The following is a 26,544-nucleotide window of genomic DNA, read 5'->3' on the forward strand; positions in this document are numbered from 1 at the left end:
TATATGCTAATTTTTCATAGGATATACCTGAACTTTTTCTTCTTCTAAATCAAATAAATTAGTAACAGCTTGACGAACTCTAAGCTCTGTTATTTTATCTGAAGCACCCTCAGCAACAACACATATTCCTGTTATTTTAGGATTATATGTTTTAACAATAAGAGGCTCTGTTTTAGACCCTTCATTTGACATTACAACTGTAGTTCCACCATTTTCTTGATTTATACTTCTTTCACCTCCAACAGTATCTTTTTCTGTTGTATTGCTCTTAGAGTCATTTACATTTAAAGCAGGCACTTGTTCTTCTCCACTTTCAAAATAAATCATAGCTTCAACTCTGCCTACCCCATCTATTTTTTCTAATATAGATATAAGCTCACCTTGAACTTTTTCTTTATAATTTGAAATTTCCATGGCTGCTTCTGTGGCTTTTTCCTCATTTTCTTCCTTTACTGTTGATGTAATATCTGAAGAATTTTTATTACCCATAATTTCACTTTGAGAATTTTGTTTAAAGAAGCTACCCATAAATAACAATGCTACTCCTATGAAGAACAAGATTAGCAAGTTATACATTTTGCCTTTAGGTTTAATTTCTTTTTTATTTTCATCTTTATTATTATCTTTTCCTATACATTGCTGATTTATTCCATTTTCTTTAGATTGTGAAAAAAATTTAGCTTTTATTTTTTCAAAGTCCATATACACACCCCCTTATATTTTTAAATACAATCTTTTTCTTAAGTTTATAGTAAATCTTATCTTTTACTAACGTATATTATGTCTTGTGAAATCTCATACTTTTCACTTAAATACTTTTTTATTTCCTTTGATTCCTCATCATCGGAATCTTCAAATTTATCCACTGTTACACTATCATCTCCCCCTATATCCACCTTTTTTATTTTGTCTACCATACCATTCTTTAATGCAATTTGCATACTGTCTATTTTAAATGTTGTATTTTCCTCATCAAAAGAAGCTTGTACATCTGCACTAAACTTTTTATCTTTGAATTTGTCTTCTAAATCATTTACACATTGATTTTCAAAATTTTTCTGAAAATTTTCCAATGTATTTTCTATATTCATTTTTTTGTACTTGTCATAATCTACTTCATATTCTTTATCAAATATATATGCTGTTGATTTATCTATTTCTTCATATATGTCAACTTGTGAATTTAAAAGTTTTACTATTGGATTTAACATAATTACTACTAATAGTAAACCAAGAGCAAAGCTACAATATTTTTTTAATGAATTATCAGGAAGTATCATTTGTACGGCTGTTATAAAAAATATAGCAGTACATAAAGTGATTATGAAACCTCTTAGTTCTTCAATCATTCTTACCACTCACCAACTTAAATTTTTTAAGCTTTTATATTAAATAAGCCCTGATTTAAATTTATTAAATAGTTTAAAATACTTTTATACAAAATATAATATTGGCCCCGAAAGGTTTTAAATCATATTTCACTATTAATTTTTAACTAAAATAAGCGTTAACTAGGAGTAAAATATTAATTTAATTTGCTTTGCAAATTTATAAAAAGGTACGTTGAGAATTACTGGGAACGAAGTGAGTAGTAATAACAATAACTGTTAACTATTCACTCTTAACTTTTAACTAAAATAATTTTTTAGTTATTGATAAAATATTAATTAGAATTTTTATATCATAATTATACTTTTTCCCGTTCCTGCAACTATAGCAATCATTATAAAAAACATTATACTTACGCTAATAACACAAGAACTTACTACTATCAATGATCCCCCTGCCGAATTTATAACAGATACTATTTTTTTATCACTAATTGGTTCTAGTATAGCTGCTGTTAATTTATATATTAAAGCCATAACTAAAATTTTTATTATAGGCATTAGCACTATTATTAAAACTATTAAAAGCCCTACAGTACTTATAGCATTTTTCAAAAGAACAGTATAACCAGCTACCGTGGATATGGCATCTGATAAAGTTTTTCCGATAACCGGTATAAAACTATCTACCGCAAACTTTGCAGTTTTCATAGTCACCGCATCTATGCTTTTAGATGCAATACTTCTCACCGTAATCGTTGCTATAAAACCCGTTAAAAATATTCCTTGAACCCAAAGAGCTGATTTTTTTAGTAAATTAGTTAAATTACTTATCTTATAGTCATCACAAATATTATTTACAAAATCAAGAACAAATCCCATGGAAATAACTGGAATCAAAACAGTAGAATAAAATTTAGCACCTATACTACTTATTGCCATAATTACTGGATCCATAAGGGTGGCTTCTGCAAATCCTCCAACACTTGCTAGAAGCATCATAAGTACTGGAAACAATGCAGTTATAAAATCACTCATTTCTTTTATGGCAGTTCTTGCAACATCTATTCCCATATAAAAACCTTTTGACACAAGTATTATCATCACTGAATAACAAGCAAAGTGAGCTATGTTAGATAAATTTTCATTACTAAAAGCCTGTTGTAAATTATTTAAAAGTGCACTGACTATAGCTATTATAATAATTGATCCTACTAATTTAGATGATGCTAATATCTCTTTGACTGAATACATTAAAAGCGTCTTACTTAACCCTTGTATTGAAAATCCACCATCACCGGTTTTCATATAATTTTCAACAAATTCTTTTGGATTTAAGCCTCTTAAAACCTCATAATCATTTTGCATATTTGATATATAATCATAGAGTTGATCCATTTTTTGTTTTTGTTCTTCTGTAATTTGAACCTCATCTATCTTTGTATCCTTATTATCAATAGCTTGTACATTAAGAGGAATAAATAATATTAAAGCTAATAAAAATAAAAACTTTTTCATAATATACCTCTTTTATAACATCTTTAATATAGTTTGCATTACACCCATTAATATAGGCATTGCTAAAGTAAGTATTAAAATTTTACCTGCAAATTCAACTTTAGATGCTATACTCCCTTCTCCTGCATCTTTACAAACCTCGCTACAAAATGAAGCTAAATAAGCAATTGCTAAAATTTTAAATATTATATCTAAATATACAACATCTATATTTGCCTTATTAGCGATAGTCTGTAAGAAACTAATAACTATAGTAAGCTTACTTATTACAAATAAGAAAATTATAATTCCCGCGGCAGTACTAATTAAAAGGGCTATATCACTCCTATTATGCTTAAGAGTTTGTGCCATAAAGAGAGCTGCAAAAGCAAAGCCTACTACCTGTAATATTTCCATAATGCCCTCCTTTATATATCTAAAAATTTACTAAGGTTTGAATTGACGAAAATAATTTTATTACTAATGTAGTTATCATCATTAATATAATTATTATTCCTGCAAAATTAACCATAGTTGCATAATCATCTCTACCACCACTTTTTAAAACCTTATCCAATATTATTGTAACTATTCCTATTACACCTATTTTTATTATCAAAGTAAAATCTAACATATATCTCCCCCCTAAATAAGAATTATTACTATCATAGCACCTACAGTAAAGCCTAAATATCTATACATTTTTAAGTTTTTTTTCAAATGTTCTTGTGCAGTCTTAATATTTTCTTCTAAATTCAATATGGATAATTCAAACATGTCCTCCTGACCTTCTAAACTCATTTCTCCTAAAGTTTTAGATAAGTTTAAGAATATAGAAACATCCTCTTTATTAAACCGTAAAGTATCTTTATTTTTTTCAAAAGCCTTGCTAAAAGCATCATATACACTGTCACAAGAATTTTCACTTAACAAAACAGATATTTCATTCAAAGTTGTGGTTATAGGTTCCTTTGTGCTTTCAGAAACTGTTATTAATGCACTGTGTAATAAAGAGTGGCTGTACGTAATTTCATTTTTTAAATGATACATGGCTCTTTGAAATTCTTTTAAATTACTAACTCTTATTTTCAAATTTTCACCATACATATAACCAGTCAATGACGAAGTTATTAAAACAATGAATGCACCTAATAACTTAACCAATTAAAACTCCTCCTAATTCCTTTTCTTTTTTAAAATCATATACATATTCTATAGTTCCCACACCTTTTCTATTACTCAAAACAATCGCTCTTTGAAATACATTATTCTCCATAACCTCTCTAAATACAGGTCTTTTATATAAATCATCTATATCAAATCCATGTATAGTTGTAATAAGCTTCACTCCTGAATTCAAAGCTGCAATAATACTATCCATATCTTTATATGTTCCAATTTCATCACAAATTACAACCTCTGGTGACATACTCCTTATAGCCATTATTATTCCTTCACTTTTAGGGCAACTATCTAGAACATCAGTTCTCTCTCCTATATTCATTTGTGGTATTCCTTTAAAGCATGCTGCAATCTCACTTCTTTCATCTATGACTGATACATTTTTACCTTTAAGATTTAATGTATAGTTTCCATTTGATACAATACGACAAATATCCCTTAATATAGTTGTTTTACCACATTTAGGTGGAGATATTATTATAGTGTTCAATATTTCACCTTCTTCTAAAATATAAGGAATAATAGTTTTCGAGCAATTTATTATTTCTTTTGCAACCCTTATATTTATAGACACTATATTTTTTATAGTTTTTACTTTATTGTCTTCGGTAATAACAGTTCCACATATACCTACCCTATGTCCACCTTTTATTGTTATATATCCTTGTTTAATTTCATCTTCAAATGCATATATTGAATAACTACTTATCTTTTGTAGTATAAATTTCATTGTTTCAGCGGATGGTTTATATTCATATTTTTTTTCTTTATTATTGGAATATATGAATAGTGGTTTGTTTACTTTTAATCTAATTTCTTGTAATTGATTTAATGGAATATCTTTTTCTATAAGTTCTCTTATATTTTTAGGTAAAACTTCAAGTATCTCTATAGCCATTTTTATCACCCTTTCATATTCCATTAATATTTACAAGTTGATAAAATTATTACTAAAACATTTAATTTTTCTTTCCATGTTCTATACATATATATAGAAACAAGCTCCAATTTAAATTTATTTAATAACTTTAAAATATTTTTATACAATATGCAGTGTTAAATTGTAAGTGATCCGAAGCATGTCTCACTATTTTAGATATCTAAGTTTTAGAATGAATAATTTTAAAAGTCAATTGGGACCCCTACATAGTTAAACAATCCCAAATCTAAATTTATTTATCAAATTTTTGTTATAAGTTTTTTAAAATAAATATAACTATAATTAGTTACAGTTAATAGATGAAACTAAAATAATCTATTAATTATAAGTAAGATATTAATTTAAATTTTCTAATTTGATAAATGCATAAAATTAAAATAAAATCAGGTCATAAAGTTGAAAAAGATTAGTGGAAGTTAATGATGAGGATAATTGTGTGTTTTTTAATTATATGCAATTTACTTTGCATATTTTAATAGGATAAAATGCTATGATTTTTTAACAGAGTATATTTAGTATTACTAAAAAAGAAAGCATTAGTTACCCTAACGCTTTACTAACATGTATTTTTTTTAATTTAAAAGTTATTATTTCTAAGATATAAATTAAAATTCTATACTTTAATTTTATATTTAAATAAAAAAACTACCCATAACGGGTAGTTTTCAATATATGAATTAAACTCTTTCCATATATTCTCCAGATCTTGTATCTACTCTTATTGTTTCTCCTTCATTTACGAATAGAGGAACTTGAACAACTGCTCCAGTTTCAACTGTCGCTGGTTTTAATACATTTGTAGCAGTATTTCCTTTTACTGCTGGCTCTGTATGAGTTATAGCTAATTCAACAAAGTTTGGAGCTTCAACTGAGAAAGCTTCTCCTTTGTAAAACTTAATTACAGCAAACATATTTTCTTTTAAGAACTTTATAGCTCCTTCAACTTTTTCATAATTTAAAGGAATTTGCTCAAAAGTTTCTTGATCCATGAAGTAGTATAACTCTCCATCAGAATATAAGTATTGCATTTCTTTTCTTTCTATAACTGCTTCTTGTAATTTAGCTGTTGGATTGTATGTTGTTTCAGTTACTCCTCCAGTTATAACGTTTCTTATTTTTGTTCTAACGAACGCAGCTCCCTTTCCAGGTTTAACGTGTAAAAACTCTACAACTGTGTAAACTTGTCCATTCTCTTCAAAAGTAGTTCCTTTTCTTAAATCTCCAGCTGATATCATTGGTGTTACCTCCTAATATATAAATGTTACATCTATAAGCATATTTATTATACCCATAGATAAATAAATTAATACTACCTAGTAACTATATGCAAATTAAGTTTTTTGGTGATTTCGATAAAACTTCACAGCCATCTTCTGTAACTAATATTAAGTCTTCTATTCTAACTCCACCAAAATTAGGAATATATATTCCAGGCTCATCTGTTATTACCATTCCTGGCTCTAATACTTCATTGCTTCTAAAGCTAACCATTGGTGCTTCATGAATTAATCTACCAACGCCATGACCTAATCCATGACCGAAATATTCTCCGTAGCCAGCGTCTTTTATTATGTCTCTAGCTATTTTGTCTAAATCAAAGCATGACATTCCTGGTTTAACAGCTTTTAATGCAGCCTCTTGTGCATTTAGTACTATGTTATATATTTCTTTCATTTTATCGTTTGGTTCTCCTATAACTATAGTTCTAGTCATATCAGAACAATATCCATCATACACTGCACCAAAGTCTAATGTCAAGAAGTCTCCTCTTTCAACTACTTTTTCTGTAGCTGTACCGTGTGGTAATGAAGATCTAACTCCAGATGCAACTATTGACGGAAATGATAAACCACTTGCACCTAATTTTCTCATGTAAAATTCAAGTTCTAACCCAATTTCCTTTTCAGTCATACCAGGTTTTATGAATTCTAACATATGTTCAAAAGCAGAATCTGCTATTTGTTGAGCTTTTTTTATTGCTTCTATTTCATCTTTTGATTTTATTAATCTTAATTTTTCAACCATACCATTTAATGGTATCAACTCACAATTAACAGCATTTTTATAGGATTCATATAAGTCAAAAGTTAATACATTTTCCTCAAACCCTAATTTTTTAATATTAAGTTCTTTAACCATCTTATCTAAAAATGTTTCAAATGGTCTTTGATACTCATGTATTTCATAATTTTCAACTTGTTGATTTGCTTGTTCAGTGAATCTAAAATCAGTGATAAAAATTGCTCTATCCTTTGTTATTATAGAATAGCTTTCATCTCCTTTAAAACCACTCATATAGTTTCTGTTAATGTCCCCTTGTAATAGCACTCCATCTAGCCCATTTTCACTCATGGTCTTTCTTAAAGTTTCTAATCTTTTAGTATACATAACAAATTCACCTACCCCTTTATATTTTGAAGAATATTTTATGGATAAGTCTATTAAGACAAAAAAATATTTAGCATTTTTGTCTATTTAATAATGTATGCAATATAGACTCAATAGCTAAAATGTACCCATAATATCCTAAACCACTTATAACTCCATAACATCCTTCACTTATAACACTTTTTCTTCTATACTCTTCTCTTTTATAAATATTACTGATATGAACCTCTATAGTTATAATGTTATATGCTTTTATGGCATCTAAAATAGCAATGCTATAATGTGAATAGGCTCCAGGATTTATAACAACACCATCATATACTCCTACAGCACTATGTAACTTAGTGATTATATCACCCTCATAATTACTTTGATAAAAATCAATTTTTAAATCTTTTATATCTAAAAATTTTGTTGTTATGATTTTGTTTATTTGGTCTAATGTCATATCTCCATATATATTAGTTTCTCTATTTCCTAATAAATTAAGATTAGGACCATTTATAACTAAAATTTTCATATGTAAAACCACCTTACCATTTTTATAGCCTATAACAATAACATTTTATCAAAAATACATTACCTTTGCAATTAAATTATCCCATATATTATCTAATATCTTAAAATTTTATACATTTTTTTACATGAAGTTTAATGGATTTCATCCCAATCTTAGTTTGTTAATTAATTTATTTAAATTTTCATCAATATTTTCTTCTAAATCAACTATTATATCTGCTTTATTATATATACTTTCTCTTTGATTGTATAACTCTTGCATTTTTTCTTTGTAATTCCCTTTTAACAATGGCCTGTCTTTTATATGTTTTGCTCTTAATAATAAAAGTTCCATAGGAACATTTAAAAACACTACTTTTCCTTTTTTCTTAAGCTTATATAAATTATTGTTATATATAGGCATCCCCCCACCTGTACTTATTAATAAGCTTTGATCTTCAGGTATTTTATCTATAAAATCACTTTCTAAATTTCTAAAATACTCTTCTCCTTTTATTTTAAAAATATCTTTTACTGTCATTTTTTCATTTTTTGATATGATTTTATCAGTATCTAAAAACTTATATCCTATTCTTTCAGCAAGTCTAAAACCTAATGTACTTTTCCCACTTAAACTCATTCCAATTAAAATTACATTTTTCATAAACCATTCCTCTTTAAAAATTATTTTAATTTAATTATAGTATTTTATAATTAAAATTGTATAGTTATTTGTTTTTTATTGTATTCAATGTAAATGTAATTTTTTCATTATCTAATATAGTTATATCATTTACTTCTAATACTTCTTCTGAATTTATTAAGTATTTTGCAATTGGAATAAAATCTTTGTAAGTACCTAAAAACTCCACCTCATATTTTGTTCCATTTTCTATTGGATCTATTTGTTTTATTTCTAAATCTTCATATGCAAATATTAATTCTAATGTATCTACAAAGCCATAATTTTTTTCTACTTTTGCTAAAGTTTCTTTGCTCTCCCCTTCTACACTATTATATTTTACATAAATAAAAAGATTTATAGACGTAAATGCTATCATAAAAATTATAAGTAATTTTAATTTCCAATTATAATTTTTCATTAAATCATCACCTTTATAAATTTTTCATTACCTTCTTCTATTATTGGTGAAATTGTTTTTATACTATATATTTCTTCTATTTCTCTTATAGTATCCATATATTCTTTTTTATTATTTATTAATATTGTAAGTTCTATTTCATTACTATTTATTTTTATATTTTTTATATTTAAACTTTCCAATATAAAATTTGAATCTAAATACTCTAATTTTTCTACAGCATCAATGTTTTTTTTAGGTAATTCATTAACTTCATTAACTTCGCTAGCATTTATTTGATTATTTTTAAAGGAACATATATTATCCTTTATTAAGAATATATTTATTAATATTACTATAATCATAAAAACTTTTATTTTCTTTAATGTAATAGATTTAATATCTTTATTTTTTTTTCTGTATAAGCTTGGAATAAATTCATTTTTCATAATATTCTTCACCTTGCTATTGCAAATTTTAATACTTGATCTACTGTAAGAGGTAATAGTTCTACTACATTTTTTCCTTTTGTTAATTTTTCAATATTATTGGAATTAAAATGATATATAGTTTTAGTATCATTAATAAATTCATCTAACAATTTATTAATTTTTTCTGTATTAGTAATTTTTATCACTCTATTAAATAATAAGTTTCCTTTATTAACTTTAATAAAATAAATAAAATTTTTATATTGGAAAATCATTTTATACTTCTCTTCCTGTAGATATTTTGAATAGTACTTTAAAACATAATTTTGCAAAAACTCTACTTTAAGATTTTTTGAATATCCTATTCTTTTATCATTTAGCAATGTATATTTTTTTTCATGAAAACAATATAAAATAATTTTTAACATATTATCCTTTTCTTCCAATATACTATATTTAAACATAACTTTATCTCCATATCTTAAAGTTACCTCATTTTTAACAAGAGATGGTATTTGATTTTTCTTAACCTTAGGGATAGTTATAACTTTGATAAATAACTCCTCCCCCTCTACAAGTACATTTATATTTTTATTTTTTAAATTTATAGAGAATATTTTATCAAAAGAATATTCTTCTTGTACTGTAAACTTATTAAATATATTTCTCTTAATTTTTACAGCTTTAGTATCATTCTCATTGCCATAAAATACTATGTTCATACATTTTAGCCCCTCTCTAATTTATCCTTAATAAAAATAAATTTAACTTTGTTCTTATTAAGTTTTGGTCTATAATAAGTTTTTTTTATAGTTCCTATATCATATGGTCTAATTAATACTAGTAATTCTTTATCTTTATCATATTTTATACTAGCGTTGTCATATGTGAATTTTAATTTTTCTAAGCTTTCTTTAGAATTTAATATATATTTATTAGCTTTTCCTAATAATACCTCTCTTTGCTTTTCATCTTCAGGTTGATTTACTAAATATTCATTATTAATAGAATAATATTTTGATAAAAATTCATTTTCACATATCATATATGAAGCTATTGTAATTACTAATCCAGTTATTATAATAACTGATATCATTGCAAATCCATTCTTTTTCATTTTATAATTGGATGCCATTTTTCACTCCTTTTTCCATCATCAGTTTCAATTTTGAAATAAATTAAATTTTCAATCTTCTCTGTTTTGAATTTTTTTACCCCTTTTAAAATATAATTTTTATAACCATAATCACTGGGAATTTCTTTGTTATCGCTATTTAAAATAAATAAATTATTATTTATACATTTTATTTTTTTAGTTTTTCCATCTTTAAATATTAAAACAATACTATTATCAAACACTTTAATCTCACAAGGTTTTCTTTCGAGCTCATATTCAATAAAATATATAGCTTCCTCTAATTCTTGATTTTTTCTGTTAGATTCAATATTCTTAAAAAATATACTGTTACTGCTTATAAAAAGCGAGCATAACATAGTAAGAATTATTACTAATATAAATGAGGATGTTAAAACTTCTATCAAAGTAAATCCTTTATTCTTATTTTTCGTAAATTCCTTTAACAAAAGTATATTCTTTATTTTCTTCATATTCACCAATTCCTATTATTTTAGCTTTTACAAAACCATTATCTTCAGTAAAACTAATCTTAATATCACCTTTATCAGATACAATACTACCTATGGTTTCTCCATGATACTTTTCTATATCATCAAGATTTATATATATTTCTTTATTTGAAATCTTTTCCAGTTCATCTACAGATGTGTTATATACAATTATTTTTTCAATAGTATCTACTGATTTATGAAATCTTTTATTTTTTTCAATATTATTGGTTATGATACTATTTACAACAATACTTTGTAAAATTAAAGTAACAGCTATTAAAATTATGTTCATAGCTATAACCAGTTCTAACATCATAAATCCTTTTTTATTTTTTGATGTGGACATAATTAGTACCTACCATTATACTTATTTCTTTTTTTAATCCTGTTTTACTTTTTAACCTTATAGTGCAAGCATCACTTACATATCCACCATTTTTTATATTTAATACATTGTTATTGAATTGAGTTATGCTTATATCTTCTGGTAACTTTAAAGTATCAATAATCTTTGATTTATTTGCTAAAATTAAAACATTCTTACCTTGTAAAAGTATATAGCTCGATGATCTGAACCTTCTACTATAACTTTTACCATAGTTTATAAAATTAACTATGTCATTAGCAGAGTATTCTATTGCTATTTTTTCTTCATATTTTTTAAAGCTTTTATTTGCAAAAGAAGAAATCATTAAAATAGATAAAATTATTGAAAGAGTAACCAAAACTTCTATAAGCATTAGTCCTTTTTTCATAATTTGCATTCACTCTCCAAGACTTTTAAATTTACATATTTATGCATAACTTTAAATTAGAGCTTGTTTCTTTATCCCCTATATAATTTATTTATTAATAAATTCAATCATATTTAACATAGGCATTAACATTGCTACTATTAATGTAGTAATTAAAACACCTACAATTACTATTGTTAATGGTTGTGTTATAACTATTATCTTATCTAAAAACTCTTCTAATTCCTCACTTAATATTTCTTTTAATGTTTTAAAACTTTCATTTAATGTGCCAGATGCTTCACCAATAGATATAACTTCAATAAAAAACTGTGGAAAAAAATTTGTGTCCATCAATGATTGTGCGCAATTATTTCCCTGGAAAATTTTTGACATGGCCACATTCATTTCATCTTTTAAATATATGTTTCCGATGTTATTAATTGTGTATTCTAAACTTTCCACTACATTTAAACCACTCGTCATAAGTAAATCCATATTTGAACTGAAGTTTTCTCTAAATGATTTCATCATTAAATTCCCTGCAACCGGAATTTCAAATAAACTTTTAGAAACCTTTTTGCTTATATATATTTTATTTTTTAGAATATATATAATAAAAATGCTTATAAATAAAAATACTATAACTTTTAATTTATTTACCGTTAAATATTTACTTATTAATATATAAAACTTAGTTATATTAGGAAGAGACTCTTTATCTAAATTAAATTGGTTTATAAATGTAGGCAATATAGATGTCATGAAAAATATTTGTATAACCAAACCTAATGATAAAACTATAGTTGGATATATTAATGAGGATATAAACTTTCTTTTTAATTTATATTTATTTTCATAGTATTTTTCCATATTTTTAAAGACTTTTTCTAAATTTCCTGTTTCTTCACCTAGTTTTATCATATTTATTAATAATTTAGGATATAAGTTAGAAAACTTTTTCATAGCTTTATTAAAACTTTCTCCACTCTCCACATCACTTTTTATAATAGCTAAACTTTTTTTGATTTGTTTATTATTTATTCTATATATTACTAAGTTTATAACTTCTACAAAATTCATTCCTGATTTTAAAGATATACTCATATATTTACAAAACATAGCTATGTCTTTATATGAAACCTTACAAAATATTTTTTTAAATCTACTATCATTAATCTTGTAGAATTTTATGCAATATAAATTATTTTTCTTTAAACTTTTTAATAAATTTATACTATTTTCTGCTGTTTCATATCCAACTATATTATTTCCTTTTTTATCTACAGCAAAATACTTATACTTCATTTATTTCATCCTTACTTATACAATTCAATTGTAAATTTGCTATATATTCATCATAAGATGTAAGTCCTATTAAAACTAAATTCTTAAGTTTTTGAGATAAAGAATTTTCTTTGTTATTAAAACTATATTTTCTTAGTTTATTTATATCTTCATAATTCATTATTAATTGTTTATGTTTATCTTCTAAGAGCACCATTTCATAAACCATTTTTCTTCCTACATATCCAGTATAATTACAATATTTACACCTATCCGCTTTAAATATGTTTTTAGGTTCATCTAAATTTAAATCTATCATCTCTTCTTTTGTTGTTGTATGAATTTTTTTACAATTATTACAAAGAGTTTTTACTAATCGTTGCGAAATAATAAGTACCAATGAATCTATAACTAGATATTTTGGAACTTTCATATCTACTAATCTTATAATTGATGATGGTGCATCATTGCAATGCATAGTAGATAATATCAAATGCCCTGTTAATGAAGCTGTTATAGCTATTTGAGCAGCTTTCTCATCGATTATTTCTCCTACCATTATCACATCTGGGTCTTGTCTTAATATACTACTTAAACTTCTTGTAAAATCTAAACCTACATTAGGATTTATATTCACTTGATTAGCCTTTTCTATTTCATATTCAACTGGATTTTCCACAGTTACAATGTTTTTTCTTTCTCTATCCATACTCATAACCATTGCATATAATGTAGTAGTTTTACCACTTCCTGTTGGACCTGTTAATAAAATCATTCCATTTTGAGATTTAAGAAGCTTTTTTATTAATTCTTTATCTTGCTTTAAAAATCCTAATTCATCTAAAGAATATAAATTAGAATTAGCGTATAATATTCTTATTACGATTTTCTCTCCATAAATTGTTGGAAGTGAAGAAACTCTTAAATCTAACTCCTTATCTTTATATATAAATTTCATTTTTCCATCTTGTGGTTTTAATTTTTGACTGATATCTAACGAAGATAATATTTTAATTCTATATATAATGTTTTCATATATCTCTAATGGGAATTCCTCAACCTTTACTAAATCTCCATTTATTCTAATTCTTATACCTACAATATTTTTTCTAGGCTCTATGTGTATATCACTAGCTTTTTTTTCTATAGCTTCTTTTATCACAGCATTTAAAATTAATACTGCTGGAGATTGTTCTTCTTCACTTTCTGTAAGTATTTGAACTTTATTTTCTTCACTATGTTTTTCACTTTCTAATTTCCTTATGTTATATTTTAATTTTTCTTTTTCATAATACCTGTTTATAAGATATAGTATTGTTTTTTTATCTAAGATGTTTTGTTTTACATTTCTTAGAGAAATAAATTCTATTTCTTCTAATGTCTCTTCATCTAAAAAATTAGATACAAACAAATATATATTGTCATTATCTAATTTATAAGGCATTATTATATAATTTAATGCTGTTTCCTTGGAAATAATTTTCATTCCAGAATCCTCAACATCTATATTTTCTACGAATTTTTTCTCCAATGCTATCACCCCTATATTTGAAGTTATTTCCAAGTAAAATATGTATATTCTTTTTCTTTGTAAATTTTCTGTAAATTATATATGTATATTATTTTTTAAAAGTCTATCTATATTCTCACTATGGACAAATCTAATAAGTATTATATAATTGAAGTTAGTTAAATAGTTTTCTAATTGTCTAATTATTATAACTGTATCTATTTTTTAAGAAAGGAGAAATTTCTTTGTTTAATGATGTTTTTAAAGCACTCTCTGACCCTACACGAAGAAAAATTCTTGATTTACTCAAAAATAGCGATATGACTGCTGGTGAAATTTCAGATTCTTTTAATATATCTAAGCCTAGCATCTCCCACCATCTTTCATTATTAAAGCAAGCAGATTTGGTTTCTGATGAAAGGAAAGGCCAATACATATATTATTCTTTAAACACTTCGGTTTTTGAGGATTTAATGAAATGGTTTATAGATTTGAGTAAAAGTAGTAAGGAGAACTAAATATGAAGAAAAAAAATATACTTATATTAACATTAATAGTTTTATCATTTGTAATTGCTTTTGTGTCTTATAACAAACTACCTGATAACATTCCTATACATTGGGGAATCAATGGTGACATAGATAGGTATGGTCCAAAATATTATATATTTTTAGAACCAATTATTTTAGTTTTTTCATACTTATTATTTAAATTTTTGCCTAAAATAGATCCACGAAAACATAATTATAAAAAATATGAAAAATCTTATGAAAATTCAATTGTTGCCTTTGTACTATTTTTCTTTTCTATGTTTATATTAACGTTACTTGCTTCTTTAGGCTATGATGTTTCAATAAATAAATTTGTTCCTTTTTTTGTTGGAATTTTATTTATTGTTCTTGGTAATTATTTACCAAAATCCAAAAGCAACTTTTATTTTGGAATAAAAACTCCATGGACTCTTAGTGATGATACTGTATGGAGAAAAACTCATAGACTTGGTGGAAAGTTATTTACTCTTACAGGTTTAATAACTTTAATTTCAACCTTACTATTCAATGGTACTACTTTGTTTTATATTTTAATTATTTGTTTATTAATCTCTTCATTATTACCTACAATAATGAGCTATATTTATTTTAAAAATATTGAGAATAAAAAATAGAAGTCATTAAATATGACTTCTATTTTTTATAATATATAAGTATTACCAGCGCATATATTTTCTGCTGGTCCTGTCATCATTACGCCATTATCTGTTATTTCTACAAAAAGTCTTCCACCTGGTGCATCAACAGTAACACTTTTTTTTACAAGTCCAAGTTTATTAGTAGCAACTACAGATGCACAACAGCCTGTTCCACAAGCTAATGTTGGACCAGCTCCTCTTTCCCAAGTTTTTACCTCTATATGGCTATCATTTTTAATTTTGCAGAAGTTAACATTAGTTCCTTCTATAAATGTTTCATGCTTTTCAATTTTAGAACCTTCATTTACATTAAAATTATTATTTTCATCTATTATAACAGTATGCGGAACACCCATAAGTAGTGATGTTAATGTATATTCTTTACCATCAACATTAAACTTCTTATTTATTATTTTTTCATTATAATTAGCTTTAAAGTCTTTACACTCAAACGATGGTTTACCCATGTTTATTTTTACCCCTTGAATATCACCTTTACTAAAAATCAAGTCAGCAATTTTTATTCCATCACCAGTTTGTATCCTAATAGTTTCTTTACTCACATAGCCTTGTTCATAAACAAACTTTGCAAAGCATCTTATTCCATTTCCACACATAGCTGCATAAGATCCATCTGCATTTATTATTATCATCTCTATATCAGCAACTTGACTTTTTCTTGCAACTAATATTCCATCTGCACCTATTCCAAATCTTCTATTGCATAATTTCTTAGCTATAATTGATAAATCATTATATTGATTTTTAAAATCTTCAAAAACTATAAAATCATTACCTGCACCATGCATCTTGATAAAATTTATAGTCATAATCATTTCCCCCTATTCATTTTAATTTCTTAATAAATATAGTAATTTAAATTTTCATTAAAAATATCTGCTTATATGCACATACCTTTTTATGTTTGAAATTTAATTTTTTCATATATTTTAATATATTAATTATATAATAACACGATTCATTTACAAATTTCAAAAATCCTACCATAGTTATCTTTGTTAATGGTATACTATAAATATATTTTCATGAAAAATTTAAATAACTTTTATTTATAATAGTTATTTATTTCATATATTAAATTCCATAAGAAAGGATGATTTACATGGCATTAGATGGAATTTTTCTGCATAGTATCGTGGATGCATTAAAAAAAGATTTTTTAAATAGTAGAGTTGAAAAAATTAATCAACCGGAGAAAGATGAAATAATATTAACATTAAAAAAAGATAGAAAAACAAAAAAATTACTTATTAGTGCGAGTTCTAATTTTGCTAGAATTAACATAACGAATAATAATAAAGAAAACCCATTAAAAGCACCAATGTTTTGTATGGTTCTTAGAAAATATCTAAATACAGCTACTTTAACAAATATAGCTCAAATTGATAGTGATAGACTTGTAGTATTAGATTTTGAAAGTAGTGATGAATTAGGCTTTAATAGTGTTTATTCTCTTATTGTAGAAATAATGGGGAGACATAGCAATATTTCTTTAGTTAGACAAAGAGATAATATAGTTATGGATAGTATAAAACATATAACTGCTGATATAAACACTTATAGGGTTTTATACGCCGGTGTAGAATATAAATACCCACCAACATCACCAAAACTTAATTCTTTTAATTTTTCTAAAGAAGATTTTAAAAATAGAGCTATTGAGTTATATGGTGAAAAAGATATAGACAATAAATTCTTTACATCGATGTTCACAGGAGTTAGCAGTAATTTATCTAAAGAATTAGTTTTTAGACTTAATAAAGAAAATATTACTTTAAGTTTAGATAATATAGAAAAAGTTTATGAATTTTCTTTAAATATATTTTCAAGAATAAAAGAAAATGATTTTTTCTTTGCATCATATTCAGATAATGGTATATTAAAAGATTTTCATTGCATAGAATTAACTTGTCTTGAAAATTTTCATTGTAAATCTTATGAAAGTCCTTCAACATTAATAGAAGAATTTTATTTTGAAAAGGATAAACATGATAGATTGAATAATCGTAGTCATGATTTACAAAAAATTATTAATAATAATATAGATAGAGTGAAGAAAAAAATTAAAATTTTAGAAAATACATTAAAAGAATGTGAAGAAAAACAAAATATAAATCTCTACGGCGAATTATTAACTGCTAACATATATTCTATAAAGAAAGGTGATAAATCTATAGATGTATTAAATTACTATAGTGAAAAAGAGGAATATATAACTATACCTTTAAATGAATTTAAAACACCTTCTGAAAATGTTCAGATTTACTATAAAAAATATACAAAGCTAAAAAAAGCAGAAGAAAATGCAGTTGTTCAATTAGAAATTGCAAAAGATGAACTTAATTATCTCGAATCAGTTATGGCTAATATAGTTAATGCAGATAACTATACTGAAATTGAAGATATTAAGACTGAATTAATAGAAACTGGATATATTGCCTTTAAGAAATCTAAAAAAAATTGTAAAAAGAAGCCTTCTAAACCAATGCATTTTATATCTAGTGATAACATCGATATTTATGTAGGAAAAAACAATATTCAAAATGATTATTTAACATTAAAATTTGCTCATAAGAATGATATATGGCTTCATACCAAAAATATACCTGGCTCTCACGTTATAATAAAATGTAATGGAGAAGTTCCTGAAAATACATTGCTTGAAGCTGCAAACCTAGCTGGTTATTATAGTAAAAGTAAAACTTCCTCTAATGTTCCAGTAGATTATACAGAAGTTAAACATGTGAAAAAACCTTCTGGCTCTAAACCAGGAATGGTTATATATTACACTAATAAAACAATTTATGTTACACCAGAAGTTCCTAAAGTTTCTCAAATATAAAAAAATAGTAAAAAGGGTTAATTCAAGTTTGAATTAACCCTTTTTACTATTTTTTTATATTATATTGATAATAATAACATTGTATTCTTCCGTTATATAATTTTCTATTTTTATCTGCTTTTTTACCAAAACATTTTTGAAAATCATCAAAAGATGTTAAAGTGTAGCAGGACCAATCATTTAAATTATTATACATATTGGCAAACTCTTTATATAATATTTTTACTTCATTTTCATCTAGTAATCTTTCTCCATATGGTGGATTTGTTATTATAAGTCCATTTTTCTTTCTTGAGCGTACACTTTGCATTGGCAACTTTTGAAATTTTATAATATCATCTACTCCGGCTTTTCTAGCATTATCCATAGCAGTTCTTAATACTCTACCATCTATATCTGAAGCTAGTACTTCTATTTGTTTGTTATTTTCTGCTCTTTTAGCACCTTCCCTAACTTGCGCCCACATTTCTTTTGACATATTAGGCCAAGTTTCACTTTCAAAAGTTCTATTTACTCCAGGAGCAATATTTCTTGCTATCATAGCCCCTTCTATTGCTATAGTTCCTGATCCACAAAATGGATCTAAAAGAATTCTTGAACCATCATATTTTGCAATTAATACCATTGCTGCTGCTAAAGTTTCTTTTAAAGGAGCATTTCCCGCATTTTCCCTATATCCTCTTTTATGAAGTCCAACACCAGATGTATCTATAGCTAAAGTTACAACATCTTTTAATATTGAAACTTCAATTTTATATACTGGACCATCCTCATTAAACCAACTTGTATTATATTTTTCTTTCATACTTTCTACTACTGCTTTTTTTACTATACTTTGGCAATCTGGAACACTATGTAATGTTGACTTTACTGATTTTCCTATTACATGCATTTTTCCATCTCTAGGAATATGAAATCCCCAATTTACTGCTTTGGTTCCTTGAAATAGTTCTTCAAAAGTTTTAGCAGTAAACTCTGCCATTTTTATAAATACTCTTTCTGCTGTTCTAAGATGTATGTTACATATTGCTATGTCCATCTCATCTCCTTCAAACATAACTCTTCCATTTTCAACTTTTAAATCTTCATATCCTAATTCTTTTAATTCCTTAGCTGTTATAGCCTCTAATCCAAATGTGGTAGTAGCAATAATTTCGTACATCATACTTTTAATCTCCTAGTTCTATTTAATCTTCTAATATATTGACTAAGTCTTCGCCGTCAGTTTCTTTTATCTTCACAAATATTATTTCTTTCTTTGATGTTGGTATATTTTTACCTACATAATCAGCTCTTATAGGAAGCTCTCTGTGACCTCTATCTACTAATACAGCTAATTGTATCATTTTAGGTCTTCCTACATCTATTATAGCATCTAATGCTGCCCTTGCAGTTCTTCCTGTGTATAATACATCATCTACTAAAATTATTTTTTTATTTTCAATTTCTATATCTATATGTGTATTTCCCACTTCTGGCTGTGCTGAAACTTCAGTTAAATCGTCTCTATAAAGAGTAACATCAACACTACCTACAGGAACCTTTACACCTTCAAATTTTTCTATTAATTCAGCTATCCTATTTGCTATTGGAACTCCTCTAGTTTTTATTCCTACTAAAATTACATCTTCTACACCTTTATTTTTTTCTATTATCTCATGTGAAATTCTTGTTAAAGTTCTTTTTATACCTGTATCATCTAATATTACTGATTTAACTTCCAAGACTTAAACCTCCCTATGTTTTACTAATATTTCTTAAATTCTCTAAAAGCTTTTCAAAATACTGTGGTAATTGCGATGAAAATTCAACATATTCACCTTTTGTTGGATGTATAAAACCTAAATCTTTCGCATGTAAAGCTTGACCTTGCAATTTAAATTTTTGTTTTTTGAATCCATATACTTCATCGCCTAACAATGGATGACCTATATGACTCATGTGAACTCTAATTTGATGGGTTCTACCTGTTTCAAGGTTACATTTAACAAGGGTATAACCTTTAAATCTTTCTATAACTTCATAATGAGTAACTGCATGCTTTCCATTCTTTACAACAGCCATTTTTATTCTTTCTACTGGATGCCTTCCTATAGGAGCATTTATTACTCCACTATCTGTTTTGATAACACCTTCAACTAATGCATAATAAGTTCTTGTTATGCTATGATCTTTAAATTGTTCTGCTAACCTATTATGAGCATTATCATTTTTAGCTATAACTAATATGCCTGAGGTATCCTTATCTATCCTATGAACTATACCAGGTCTTGCAACACCATTTATACCTGATAAATCTTTGCAATGATATAATAATGCATTTACCAAAGTTCCATTATAATTTCCTGGTGCTGGATGAACAACCATATCCTTGGCTTTATTGACAATAATAACATCACTATCTTCATATACTATATCCAATGATATGTCTTCAGCCTCTATTTCAAGTTCTCTAGGCTGTGGTACTTCTATATTTATTACATCTTCTAATTTTAATTTATAATTGCTTTTTTTTATTTTTTCATTTACTTTTACTTTTTCATCTTCTATTAATCCTTGAACATATGACCTAGACTTTCCCTCTAAATTTTCACTTATAAATAAATCTAATCGTTTATTAATATTATCTTCATCTACTTTTAAAAGTATTTTTTCCATTAAATCTCGTCCTTTATTATACAAATTATTATAGCTATTGTACCTAAACTCACTAATATATCTGCTACATTAAATGTGGGAAAATAATATATGTCTTTATAATGTACGCAAATAAAATCTACAACAAATTTATAAACCAATCTATCATAAAAATTTCCTAAGGCTCCTGCTATAATCATTGAAAATGCTATTCTTGTAAGTTTAAATGTTGGTTTTACCTTTAATAAATAAACTATAATTCCTCCAACTACAATAGTAGTTATCAAAACTAAAAACCATATCCTATTTTCTAATATTCCAAAAGCTGCGCCTCTATTTTCTAGATAATCAAACTTAAAAATATTATTTATTATTGTTATTCCATCTGTTCCTTTTAGATAACCTAATGCCCATAATTTAGTTATTCTATCAGCAAAAAATCCTATAATTACTATCAACAATTCTAAAATCATAAAACCCACCCCCTAAAAACAAACCTTATTATTTAAATTTAAATTTTTGTTTTATTTTTTATATTAAGGTGTATACCCATTCTTAGATATACACCTTAACATTTTGATTTTAATAAGCTACTATGGTAATTGATTTTTATATTGTGTATTACTAATACTTTCTATTGGATCAACATAATAATTATCATCATAATAATTATCATACTCCCCATCTATATCTATAAAACCATTAGTACTTTCATATCCATTATTAAATTTATAAACAGAATTATCTAGTGCCTTATATGAATAATATGATGGCCTTTCACTATTTTTTAAATTTTTCATGGTTTCAATAGAATTGTTCTTTACCTTAATTTCCTCATTAATCTTATTTTCACATTCTATACAATTTTCAGCATATGGAATAAAACTTAGTCTTTCCTGTGATATTGATTTACCACATAAATTACATTTACCGTAATCTCCATTATCTATTTTCTTTATTGCATTATCTACTTTTGTAAGTATAGTCTTTTCATTATTCTCAAGTGCCATATCTCTTGTCATATCAAATAATGCTCCTGCACTATCGCCTGTATGATCATCATAAACAGATATTTCGCTTGCCATTTCAGCATTAGTATTTATTGATTTTTTAGGTTTTAATTCTTCTATAACTTCGTTTATCTTTTGCTTTTCTCTTATAAGTCTACTTTTAAAATAATTAAGATCATTTTTATTCATAATACATCACTCCTTAAAAGTTAATGTGTAGTCTTAATTATTGTTTGTTTATAAGAGAATTTTATTATACTGTTTTTATTACATTTTTTCTATTTTTAATACATCTTTAAAATAATTTAGTGATTTTGGAAAAGATATATCAGTACATTCATAATTTTTTATTATAGTTTTACCATTATTCTTAATTGATGCAACTAAAAATGCTAATGCAATTCTATGATCATTATAAGAATCTATTTCTATATTTTTTTCTATTATATTATCTATAGGTTTAATTTTTAAATTATATTTTGCATCTATAGTAGATTTTATTCCCATATTTTGTAAATTTTTAATTATAGCTTCTACCCTATCACATTCTTTATACTTTAATTCTTCTACATTTTCAAATAAAGTATTTCCTTTAGCAAAAGCTGCTAAAACACTTAAAATTGGAATTTCATCTATTATATTAGGAATTTCATCACTTTTTACCGTGATTCCATTTAAATTAGAACTTTCAACGTAAATATCACCTATAAGTTCTTCATTTAAAATACCAGCTCTATTTATAGATATATTAGCTCCCATTCGTTTTAATATATCTACATATTTAAGTCTTCCTTCATTTAGTAAAACATTATTTAATTTCATTTTAGATTTTTCAGATAGAATAGTAGCTCCTATCAAAAATGCTGCACTTGATGGATCTCCTGGCACAAATATATCCTTACTTTCTATCTTTGAATTTTCAATAGAAATCTTATTATCATTAATATTTATGTTTGCACCTAAATATTTAAATAATTTTTCGGTATGATTTCTTGTTTTATGAAATTCAGTAACTACAGTTTTTTTACTGGCTAAAAAACCTGCTATTAGTATGGCCGATTTTACCTGTGCTGATGGAACTGTCATGTTATATTCTATTCCATTTAACCCAGCATTTTTATTTATTAATAGTGGAAGCTTTCCATTTTTAGATTCAATATTTCCATTCATACGTATTAATGGATCAATGACTCTTTTCATCGGTCTATTTTGCAATGAATCATCACCAATTAACCTAGCTTTAATATTTGCTCCACATAACAATCCAGAAATCAATCTTATTGTAGTACCTGAATTATTGCAATTTACAGTACCAATTTCTTTGTTGAAATTAGCATAACCTGGAGAGTCAACATATAAAATCCTTTTATTATCTATGAACTTTTCACTTACTATAACTCCAAGTTTTTTTACTATTTCTAAAGTTGTTAAACAATCCTTACTAAAAGAAAAGTTTTCTATTTTATATTTACCTTTAGGTATGCATCCAATAATAAGTGATCTATGTCCTATAGATTTATCACCTGGTATAGTTAAAGATATATCCCAATTTTTCTTGCTACCATATACACATATATCCATATTTATACTCTCCTAAAATAAATTTTCTATTTTTTTTATATTAGAAATTATTTCACTTAAGTTTTCTATTGATATTGTTTGTTTGGCATCAGATATAGCTTTATCAGGATTTATATGACTTTCTATTATAACGCCATCTCCTCCTGCTACAATTCCTGCTAAAGACATTTTCCCTACAAGTTCTCTTCGTCCTGTACCATGACTTGGATCAACCATTATTGGTATATTATAATTTTCTTTTATCGCAGCAACTAAGTTTAAATCTAATGTATTTCTTGTATAAGTTTCAAAAGTTCTTATACCTCTTTCACAAAGAACAACATCTGAATTTCCACTACTTATTATGTATTCTGCTGCATTTAACCATTCTGTAAGAGTAGCACTCATTCCTCTTTTTAAAAGTATTGGTATATTATAATTCCCAAGTTCTTTTAAAAGAGTATAGTTATACATATTTCTAGATCCTACTTGTATCATATCCAAATGCTCTGCACAAGATTCTAAATCTCTTGCATCCATAATTTCAGTAACTATTGGCATATCAAATTCTTTTCCTACTTCATGAAGTATTTTAACACCTTCATGTTTTAATCCTTGAAAATCATATGGAGAAGTTCTTGGTTTAAATGCTCCACCTCTTAAAATTTGCACACCACATTTTTTTAATCCACTACCTATTTTTCTCATAGTTTCATAATCTTCTACTGAACATGGTCCAGATATTATAACTTTTTCTGGCCCTCCTATAACTATATCTCTTACTGTCACAGTTTTTTGTTTTTTAGAATTTTCATTTTCCAATAACATTAAGTATCACCTACATTGACTTTAACATATATCTTAATATGTTATTTGAATTTTCTACTGCTATATCTTTGAATTTTTCATAATCTATATGAGCCCCATTATTAGCATTATCTGATATAGATCTTATTACTACAAAAGGAACATGATTTAAATATGCAGCATGTGCTATACTAGCACCTTCCATTTCACAAGCTAATGCATTAAATTCTGAATTTAACCACTTTATTTTTTCAACATTACCAATAAACTGGTCACCTGAAACTATTCTTCCCACAAAACTTTTATGATTTTTTAATTGATTACATGCTTCTTTACATAATTTTACTAATTTTTCATCACATTTAAAATCAAAAACGTCTAATCTTGGTATTTGACCAATTCTATCTCCAAATGCAGAAGTATCCATGTCATGTTGTACTAAATCTGAACCTATAACTATATCTCCAGGATATATTTCCATGCCTATTCCACCAGCTATTCCAACATTAATAACTTTATCTACATAATAATCATCACATAAAATTTGAGTACAAATTGCAGCATTAACTTTACCTATTCCACATCTTACAATAACAACATTTTTACCATATAATGTTCCTTTGTTAAATTCCATCATTGCTTTAACTTTTTTGCTTTCTATATCCATTTCATCTATAAGACCTTTTACTTCTTCGTCCATTGCTCCTATAATTCCTATTACCATTTTAAAAATTCCTCCCTATACTTTTATCAATTGCTTTTAAAATTTCCTCTTCATTAACTTCTATTTTAGTTGAACATTTATTAATATCTTCTAAAAGAGTAAATTTAATTTTATTATTTTCCATTTTCTTATCATGATTTATAGAATACAAAAATCCTTTTCTATTGTCAACTTTATATGTTGTAGGAATATCTATTTTTTTATAAAGGACTTCTAATTCCTCATAAAATTTTTCACTTAAATTCAACCTATCTTCAGATATTTTCATTGCAACTAACATACCAAGTGCTACTGCTATTCCATGACTTATTCTATGTTTTGAATCAATTTCTATGCCATGGCCTACAGTATGACCAAAATTCAATATATTTCTATATCCTAAATCATTATAATCACTTTCAACTACTTCTGATTTTATTTTTATACATTCCTTAACTATATGTAATAATTTATCATTTTCAAGCTCTAATATCCCTTTTAAATTATCAGTAATATATTTTAAGATTTCTTGTTTTTTTATAACTCCATACTTAATAACCTCACATAATCCATTTACAAATTCTTTTTTCTCTAAAGTTTTTAAAAAATTTACAGATACAAAAACAAAAACTGGATCATAAAAAGTACCTATTACATTTTTTACATTATTTAAGTTATATGCAACTTTTCCACCTACTGAACTATCCACTTGAGACAAAAGCGTAGTTGGAATACTAACATATTTTATACCTCTCATATATGTAGCAGCTACATAACCTGTTATATCACCAACTATTCCACCACCTAAAGCAAATAGGACTGTATTTCTATCACAATTATTTTCAATAAGAAAATTATATATTCTATTTATGGTTTCATAACTTTTATTTTTTTCACCTTCACCCATAACAAAAATATCATAATTAAATTTTTTCATAAAAAATATAATATTCTTCTTATATATAGAGTATACTTTACTATCAGTTATAATAATAAACTTATCTGTATTTTTGATTTTATTTTCACTTAAAGCTAAATATAGTTTATTTAAATCATTATCCAGGTATACTTTATAAGGTCTAATATTGCTTTTTACAGTGATTTCCTTCATAATTATCACCTCTTACATAAATCTTATAAATTAATTTTTTACAAAATATTACTTATTCATTTAAAATATATGTATATTATATCATATTAGAAAACCATATAATAAAATTATTTACATATTTAAACTTTAAATAACAAAAAGACTTCTAAAGTAATTCT

The 26,544-nt window shown here is 25.6% G+C and carries 33 protein-coding genes; 3 read left to right on the forward strand and 30 right to left on the reverse strand.

Features of this window, described 5'->3' with window-relative positions; genetic code table 11:
- Positions 1–6: 6 nt before the first annotated feature.
- The 20 genes from spoIIIAG to KQI36_RS01420 all read right to left on the reverse strand — a co-directional run bounded on the left by spoIIIAG (position 7) and on the right by KQI36_RS01420 (position 14,527).
- Positions 7–702 (reverse strand): stage III sporulation protein AG, encoded by a 696-nt coding sequence (spoIIIAG, locus tag KQI36_RS01325; RefSeq protein WP_216449349.1) that lies wholly within the window; start codon positions 700–702, stop codon positions 7–9.
- A 56-nt stretch (positions 703–758) separates the two neighbouring features.
- Positions 759–1,349: a stage III sporulation protein AF gene (gene spoIIIAF / locus KQI36_RS01330; RefSeq protein ID WP_216449350.1), complete on the reverse strand. Its 591-nt coding sequence runs from the start codon at positions 1,347–1,349 to the stop codon at positions 759–761.
- A gap of 327 nt (positions 1,350–1,676) precedes the next feature.
- Positions 1,677–2,846 (reverse strand): stage III sporulation protein AE, encoded by a 1,170-nt coding sequence (gene spoIIIAE / locus KQI36_RS01335; protein WP_216449351.1) that lies wholly within the window; start codon positions 2,844–2,846, stop codon positions 1,677–1,679.
- 12 nt (positions 2,847–2,858) lie between these two features.
- Positions 2,859–3,242: a stage III sporulation protein AD gene (gene spoIIIAD / locus KQI36_RS01340; protein ID WP_010292278.1), complete on the reverse strand. Its 384-nt coding sequence runs from the start codon at positions 3,240–3,242 to the stop codon at positions 2,859–2,861.
- Between the two features lie 19 nt (positions 3,243–3,261).
- Entirely contained in the window at positions 3,262–3,459 is a 198-nt protein-coding gene (spoIIIAC, locus tag KQI36_RS01345) for a stage III sporulation protein AC (protein ID WP_010292279.1), read from the reverse strand.
- A gap of 11 nt (positions 3,460–3,470) precedes the next feature.
- On the reverse strand, positions 3,471–3,989 hold the full coding sequence (gene spoIIIAB / locus KQI36_RS01350) for a stage III sporulation protein SpoIIIAB (RefSeq protein ID WP_216449354.1): 519 nt from the start codon (positions 3,987–3,989) through the stop codon (positions 3,471–3,473).
- Complete coding sequence (gene spoIIIAA / locus KQI36_RS01355) at positions 3,982–4,905, reverse strand: stage III sporulation protein AA (RefSeq protein ID WP_216449355.1); 924 nt, start codon at positions 4,903–4,905, stop codon at positions 3,982–3,984. The genes spoIIIAB and spoIIIAA overlap by 8 nt, the downstream gene beginning before the upstream one ends.
- A gap of 719 nt (positions 4,906–5,624) precedes the next feature.
- Entirely contained in the window at positions 5,625–6,182 is a 558-nt protein-coding gene (gene efp, locus KQI36_RS01360; protein ID WP_010292284.1) for an elongation factor P, read from the reverse strand.
- Positions 6,183–6,267: 85 nt separating this feature from the next.
- Positions 6,268–7,335, reverse strand: coding sequence for a M24 family metallopeptidase (locus KQI36_RS01365; RefSeq protein WP_216449356.1), 1,068 nt, complete (start codon positions 7,333–7,335; stop codon positions 6,268–6,270).
- A gap of 70 nt (positions 7,336–7,405) precedes the next feature.
- Entirely contained in the window at positions 7,406–7,855 is a 450-nt protein-coding gene (aroQ, locus tag KQI36_RS01370; protein WP_010292287.1) for a type II 3-dehydroquinate dehydratase, read from the reverse strand.
- A 141-nt stretch (positions 7,856–7,996) separates the two neighbouring features.
- Positions 7,997–8,497: a shikimate kinase gene (locus KQI36_RS01375; RefSeq protein WP_216449357.1), complete on the reverse strand. Its 501-nt coding sequence runs from the start codon at positions 8,495–8,497 to the stop codon at positions 7,997–7,999.
- A gap of 64 nt (positions 8,498–8,561) precedes the next feature.
- Positions 8,562–8,936: a hypothetical protein gene (locus KQI36_RS01380; RefSeq protein WP_216449358.1), complete on the reverse strand. Its 375-nt coding sequence runs from the start codon at positions 8,934–8,936 to the stop codon at positions 8,562–8,564.
- Positions 8,936–9,364, reverse strand: coding sequence for a hypothetical protein (locus tag KQI36_RS01385; RefSeq protein WP_216449359.1), 429 nt, complete (start codon positions 9,362–9,364; stop codon positions 8,936–8,938). Before KQI36_RS01385 ends, KQI36_RS01380 begins: the two co-directional genes overlap by 1 nt.
- Positions 9,365–9,372: 8 nt before the next feature.
- Positions 9,373–10,068 (reverse strand): hypothetical protein, encoded by a 696-nt coding sequence (locus tag KQI36_RS01390; RefSeq protein ID WP_216449360.1) that lies wholly within the window; start codon positions 10,066–10,068, stop codon positions 9,373–9,375.
- A gap of 5 nt (positions 10,069–10,073) precedes the next feature.
- Entirely contained in the window at positions 10,074–10,481 is a 408-nt protein-coding gene (locus tag KQI36_RS01395; RefSeq protein ID WP_216449361.1) for a hypothetical protein, read from the reverse strand.
- Positions 10,460–10,954, reverse strand: coding sequence for a prepilin-type N-terminal cleavage/methylation domain-containing protein (locus KQI36_RS01400; RefSeq protein WP_216449362.1), 495 nt, complete (start codon positions 10,952–10,954; stop codon positions 10,460–10,462). The genes KQI36_RS01395 and KQI36_RS01400 overlap by 22 nt, the downstream gene beginning before the upstream one ends.
- A complete protein-coding gene (locus tag KQI36_RS01405) occupies positions 10,905–11,321 on the reverse strand; it encodes a type II secretion system protein (RefSeq protein WP_216449363.1) in 417 nt (138 codons plus the stop codon). The genes KQI36_RS01400 and KQI36_RS01405 overlap by 50 nt, the downstream gene beginning before the upstream one ends.
- Positions 11,302–11,730: a pilus assembly FimT family protein gene (locus KQI36_RS01410; RefSeq protein ID WP_216449364.1), complete on the reverse strand. Its 429-nt coding sequence runs from the start codon at positions 11,728–11,730 to the stop codon at positions 11,302–11,304. The genes KQI36_RS01405 and KQI36_RS01410 overlap by 20 nt, the downstream gene beginning before the upstream one ends.
- Positions 11,731–11,817: 87 nt before the next feature.
- Positions 11,818–13,017: a type II secretion system F family protein gene (locus tag KQI36_RS01415; RefSeq protein WP_216449365.1), complete on the reverse strand. Its 1,200-nt coding sequence runs from the start codon at positions 13,015–13,017 to the stop codon at positions 11,818–11,820.
- Positions 13,007–14,527 (reverse strand): GspE/PulE family protein, encoded by a 1,521-nt coding sequence (locus KQI36_RS01420; RefSeq protein ID WP_216449366.1) that lies wholly within the window; start codon positions 14,525–14,527, stop codon positions 13,007–13,009. Before KQI36_RS01420 ends, KQI36_RS01415 begins: the two co-directional genes overlap by 11 nt.
- A gap of 224 nt (positions 14,528–14,751) precedes the next feature.
- Between KQI36_RS01420 and KQI36_RS01425 the strand changes: the two genes are divergently transcribed.
- Both KQI36_RS01425 and KQI36_RS01430 read left to right on the forward strand, forming a co-directional pair.
- Positions 14,752–15,024 carry an autorepressor SdpR family transcription factor gene (locus tag KQI36_RS01425; protein ID WP_010292304.1) on the forward strand — a complete coding sequence of 91 codons (273 nt, stop codon included), beginning with the start codon at positions 14,752–14,754 and terminating at the stop codon, positions 15,022–15,024.
- Positions 15,025–15,026: 2 nt separating this feature from the next.
- Positions 15,027–15,671, forward strand: a complete 645-nt coding sequence (locus tag KQI36_RS01430; RefSeq protein ID WP_216449367.1) for an SdpI family protein — start codon at positions 15,027–15,029, stop codon at positions 15,669–15,671.
- Positions 15,672–15,697: 26 nt separating this feature from the next.
- Here the strand turns inward: KQI36_RS01430 and dapF are convergent, their stop codons facing one another.
- Positions 15,698–16,519, reverse strand: a complete 822-nt coding sequence (gene dapF / locus KQI36_RS01435) for a diaminopimelate epimerase (RefSeq protein WP_216449919.1) — start codon at positions 16,517–16,519, stop codon at positions 15,698–15,700.
- Between the two features lie 299 nt (positions 16,520–16,818).
- On the opposite strand from dapF, the gene KQI36_RS01440 reads away from it, so the two are divergent.
- Complete coding sequence (locus tag KQI36_RS01440; RefSeq protein WP_216449368.1) at positions 16,819–18,558, forward strand: Rqc2 family fibronectin-binding protein; 1,740 nt, start codon at positions 16,819–16,821, stop codon at positions 18,556–18,558.
- Between the two features lie 46 nt (positions 18,559–18,604).
- Here KQI36_RS01440 and KQI36_RS01445 read toward each other — a convergent pair whose 3' ends face one another.
- The 9 genes from KQI36_RS01445 to aroB form a co-directional block, all read right to left on the reverse strand.
- The gene (locus tag KQI36_RS01445) at positions 18,605–19,723 is read right to left on the reverse strand and encodes a THUMP domain-containing class I SAM-dependent RNA methyltransferase (RefSeq protein WP_010292311.1); all 1,119 of its coding nucleotides are present in this window, start codon (positions 19,721–19,723) and stop codon (positions 18,605–18,607) included.
- 22 nt (positions 19,724–19,745) lie between these two features.
- Positions 19,746–20,282 (reverse strand): bifunctional pyr operon transcriptional regulator/uracil phosphoribosyltransferase PyrR, encoded by a 537-nt coding sequence (gene pyrR / locus KQI36_RS01450; protein ID WP_010292313.1) that lies wholly within the window; start codon positions 20,280–20,282, stop codon positions 19,746–19,748.
- A gap of 13 nt (positions 20,283–20,295) precedes the next feature.
- Positions 20,296–21,216 (reverse strand): RluA family pseudouridine synthase, encoded by a 921-nt coding sequence (locus tag KQI36_RS01455; protein ID WP_216449369.1) that lies wholly within the window; start codon positions 21,214–21,216, stop codon positions 20,296–20,298.
- Complete coding sequence (gene lspA, locus KQI36_RS01460; protein WP_216449370.1) at positions 21,216–21,668, reverse strand: signal peptidase II; 453 nt, start codon at positions 21,666–21,668, stop codon at positions 21,216–21,218. The genes KQI36_RS01455 and lspA overlap by 1 nt, the downstream gene beginning before the upstream one ends.
- 120 nt (positions 21,669–21,788) lie before the next feature.
- Positions 21,789–22,394, reverse strand: coding sequence for a TraR/DksA C4-type zinc finger protein (locus tag KQI36_RS01465; RefSeq protein WP_216449371.1), 606 nt, complete (start codon positions 22,392–22,394; stop codon positions 21,789–21,791).
- A 78-nt stretch (positions 22,395–22,472) separates the two neighbouring features.
- A complete protein-coding gene (gene aroA / locus KQI36_RS01470) occupies positions 22,473–23,786 on the reverse strand; it encodes a 3-phosphoshikimate 1-carboxyvinyltransferase (RefSeq protein ID WP_216449372.1) in 1,314 nt (437 codons plus the stop codon).
- A gap of 12 nt (positions 23,787–23,798) precedes the next feature.
- Positions 23,799–24,593 (reverse strand): 3-deoxy-7-phosphoheptulonate synthase, encoded by a 795-nt coding sequence (gene aroF / locus KQI36_RS01475; RefSeq protein WP_216449373.1) that lies wholly within the window; start codon positions 24,591–24,593, stop codon positions 23,799–23,801.
- Between the two features lie 10 nt (positions 24,594–24,603).
- Positions 24,604–25,296: a 5'-methylthioadenosine/adenosylhomocysteine nucleosidase gene (locus tag KQI36_RS01480; protein ID WP_216449374.1), complete on the reverse strand. Its 693-nt coding sequence runs from the start codon at positions 25,294–25,296 to the stop codon at positions 24,604–24,606.
- 1 nt (position 25,297) lies between these two features.
- Positions 25,298–26,386: a 3-dehydroquinate synthase gene (aroB, locus tag KQI36_RS01485; RefSeq protein ID WP_216449375.1), complete on the reverse strand. Its 1,089-nt coding sequence runs from the start codon at positions 26,384–26,386 to the stop codon at positions 25,298–25,300.
- Positions 26,387–26,544: the final 158 nt, after the last annotated feature.

It is taken from the genome of Clostridium senegalense (assembly GCF_018916625.1).
Classification (GTDB): domain Bacteria; phylum Bacillota; class Clostridia; order Clostridiales; family Clostridiaceae; genus Clostridium_J; species Clostridium_J senegalense.